This window comes from Desulfobacula sp., assembly GCF_021107415.1.
In genome coordinates, this window is sequence record NZ_JAIOSW010000043.1 from 1 (window position 1) to 3,823 (window position 3,823).

Below are 3,823 nucleotides of genomic sequence, written 5' to 3' on the forward strand. Positions count from 1 at the left end.
CAGACTCATGCCAATTTTTCTTTGATAGGTGAAGAACTGGCTGATTATACAGATCAAAAGAGAATTGAAAAAGCCCGGAAAAACGGGACAATTGATTATACTGCATATGGCATGACCTTGCGTCATTTGTCCAGATTGATTTGTGATACCATTGTGAGAAGAGCTGCTGCTGGTAAGAATTTCGGTGTAATGATTCTTCCGGAAGGTATTCTTGAGTCTCTAAACGAAATCCAGGTACTTATTATTAAACTTAATAGAATTATCGCTGAATATAATCGTATCCATGACAATGATTTCCATCACTCTTTCCCAACTTTGAATAACAAGCTTGAATATTTAAGACGGCTGGTTCGGGGCATGGGGGATAGAGACAATTTTCCCATCTGGAATTTAAGGGATGATGATTTGTTTAACCAGCTGCCGTTATTTTTTCAGGAAGGTCTGCTGACAGAAAGAGATACCCATGGCAATTTTCAATTTTCCCAGATCAAAACTGAAAAAATTATCATGGATATGGTAAAGGAATACCTAAGCATATTAAAGGAACAGGGTAAGTACAAAATCGGTATTGAAAGGTCCTATTACAAGTCAATTATGGAAAATGCTAAATTTATTCCGGATAAATTTATAAAGGCCATATTTAAAAATCCTGACGATAAATATTTGTTAATCAAAGAATCTATCATTTCCCTTAAAACATTGAAACAGGCTTTGATCAATCAAGAGTTGATGGGCCCGGATGATGCGTTGCCTGAGCCTGTTATCAGAATATTTAAAAAATCCGATCCCGAATTTAAAACACAGACTCATTTTTATGGATACGATGGCCGGGGGTCTGATCCCACACATTTTGATTGTAACTATACCTACAACCTTGGCATGATAGCATTCCATCTAATCACAAATGGGGCGACCGGACAAATGGCAGCCATCAAGAATCTTGAGAAAAAATTTGATAAGTGGGAACCCATTGGTATTCCCATTGCAAAATTGATGCATCTTGAGGAAAGAAAAGGAAAGCTTGAGCTTGTGATTGAAAAAGCCCTGGTAGATTTAGATTCAAATACCTTCAGGATCTTTAAAGCACTAAGGGATGAATGGCTGGCGGCTGAATCAAATCAGGATCGGTACAGACGTCCAGGCCCGGTCCGGTTTACAGGAACTGCGGAAGAAGACAGACCCATTACCTTAATGCTCAATTCCATTTGATATGATATGTAAAATTGCTTTGGTACGCCCTTTGCATTTATCTATATTTAAAACAAGAAAGCTTAAAACTTCTATGTAAAAAAAAGGCGGGGCCAGTTAAGGTGGTCCCGCCTTTAATATTCGATTGTTGACAGTGGACTATGCCTTTTTAAACTTCCTTCTGACTCCCGCAATACCAATAAGGCCGGACCCGAGGAGCCATGCAGCGCCAGGAATAGGGACTGGATTGAATTTGGCAAAGTAACGCCCACCACTATGTGATGCCGGGGTATGAATGCCTAAGACATAATTCCAGGAGGGGGGTAAATACTGACTAACAACAGATTTGAAATCATCAGGAGCAGCAGAACCATATTTTTCATAAGGAATATAGAAAACGTTATCTTTTATGAAACCTGTTTGTGCGATTGATAGTATCCCTTCATCATTAAATAAGTCCAATATTGCTGTTGCTGCCAGCTCGGCGTCCCCTTCTGTCTTGAAGTCAAAATCCGGTTCCGAACCATAAAGATCAGAGATATTAATAATCTCTAAGAATTGTACGTTGTAAGTTCCCAAATTAGAAACATCTAACTGTTGTATAGAAAGTGCACTTGTTGTATCATCATCTAAAGTAACAACAGTCGCTGCTCCTGCTGTATTGATAATAAACAGCACAGATATAATTAGACCTATTCTCAATATGATGCGGTTTTTCATAAGATGTCCCCTCCTTTACTATGATTTTTTTATCTGGTTTGGATTCTATCTTTTAAACTTCCTCCTAAATCCCAGTTTCCTTATCTCTTGTTATTATATATCTAACTTTAATCATTATTTAAAAGCAATTTTTATACCAAGCTCAAGGATTTGTCTTTCCCCCTGTCCCTTGGGCATAAGGATTTGAAGAGGAATTTTCTTTTAGGAAAAAAATGTAATAAATTGTTACATTTTTTTCCTAAATTATGTAAAGTTTTTCACATATTACATCCCGGGCAGTTTGAATTTCATTGTGATTTCACCCGTGTTTCTATCTATTGTGAGCATTTTTTCCCGGGTATCGCTTTTTTCTATCTTCTGCCCTGTGGCCATTTCTAAAAGCCCTCCAATAAACTCCAGGCCTGAATTCAGCACGGTTTCAATTTTTTCCGGGGACTGGTTTGCAAAGACGTTTTCAGATGCCGCCTCGTTTTCCTCGGGAGGCTCTACAGGCAGGGGTTCAGGCTCTTCTGCTGCATAATCGAGTGGTCGATCATTTCTTAACCCCTCTTCTCTGGATTCCACAGCATCCATATTCAATACTTCGGGATTCAGGTAATAGGGAGTATCGTCAGGGATTTCAACAGGATCATTTGGTTCAGGCTTTGCCAATTCATCCGGTGTTTCACCCATCATTTCCCGCAGCCTGTTAATTAAGCCTGCTTTTTTCTCACTGGAAAAATCCACAAAATCACTGCCATCTTCAAAAACGCTTTTAAACAGGTCGGTTTTCATTTGGATTCCGGACAGAATTTTTTCTTCAATGCTTCGTTTGGCAATAAGATTGATGACGTTAATACACTTGCTTGTCTGTCCGATTCTGTTTACTCTCCCGGTACGCTGGTTCAGTTTTGCCGGGTTCCAGGGCAATTCAAAATTGATGACACAGTCTGCTGCCTGCAGGTTAAGGCCGGTGCCGCCGGCATCGGTTGAAAGAAAAATTTTGCACTCAGGGTTGTTTGAGAATTCATCAATCAGTTTCTGGCGTTTTTTTACCGGGACTTTACCAGACAGTTCAACAAAGGGAATTTTAGCATCCGAGAGATGTTTGGCCACAAGAAATGTCATGGTTGTCCATTCACTGAAAACAACAACCTTTCGATTGTTTTCCTTTACAAGTTCCGAGATAATGGATTTGAATTCATCCAGTTTAGGAGAAATATTTGTTTTTTTATCAATCAGATAGGTGGAGTTGCACACCATTCTCATCTTTAAAAGAAACATCTGTATCCGTTGAATATCAATGGGGGTTAAAAATTTTTTGGCAAGGATGGGAATAAGCGCGGACATGTATCCTGAATGGATTTTGTCCTGCTTGTTGCTTAACTGGATATAATAGTTATTGGTCACCGTCTCAGGCAGATCTTTCAGAACCTCGTCTTTTTTTCTTCTAATTACGATGCTGGAAAGTTTTTCTCTCAATTCGTCCAGTTTTTGATACCCGAGGATGTTTCCTTTGGTTTTTCTTGAAATCATAAAGTGTCTGCCGGCAAAATCCCACAAAGGGCTGAGCAGATAGGGGTCGAGAAATTGAATGATGGAGTAAACATCTTCAAGTTTGTTCTCAAGGGGGGTGCCGGTTAAAATAATGGCATGATCCCGCGGCAGTTGTTTTACTGCATCTGCGGTTTTGGTGTTAAAGTTTTTTATGCGCTGGGCTTCGTCCAGAATTATCAGATCCGGTTTCATTTTGGCAATGATGGTAACATCCCTTAATACGGCTTCATGGTGGGTAATTTTAAAATAATTTGAACCGTTTTTAAAGATGAATCTTTTTTCTTGGGCAGTCCCTTCCACTACCCTGGGGTTAGATCGAAAGAGGGTGGTGTAGGGAAGGAGTGTGAATGATGGCGGCGCAGCGAGCATAAGAAAAAAA

The 3,823-nt window shown here is 39.6% G+C and carries 2 protein-coding genes and 1 pseudogene; 1 reads left to right on the plus strand and 2 read right to left on the minus strand.

All coding sequences use genetic code 11. The annotated features are described in order from the left end of the window. A pseudogene (locus K8S13_RS02280) lies at positions 1 to 1,209 on the plus strand (phosphofructokinase); the annotation flags it as partial. A gap of 138 nt (positions 1,210 to 1,347) precedes the next feature. Here the strand turns inward: K8S13_RS02280 and K8S13_RS02285 are convergent. Both K8S13_RS02285 and K8S13_RS02290 read right to left on the minus strand, forming a co-directional pair. Next, positions 1,348 to 1,908 (minus strand): VPLPA-CTERM sorting domain-containing protein, encoded by a 561-nt coding sequence (locus K8S13_RS02285; RefSeq protein ID WP_291460104.1) that lies wholly within the window; start codon positions 1,906 to 1,908, stop codon positions 1,348 to 1,350. Positions 1,909 to 2,172: 264 nt separating this feature from the next. Beyond that, a partial coding sequence (locus K8S13_RS02290; RefSeq protein WP_291460105.1) for a DEAD/DEAH box helicase occupies positions 2,173 to 3,823 on the minus strand: 1,651 nt, incomplete at its 5' end.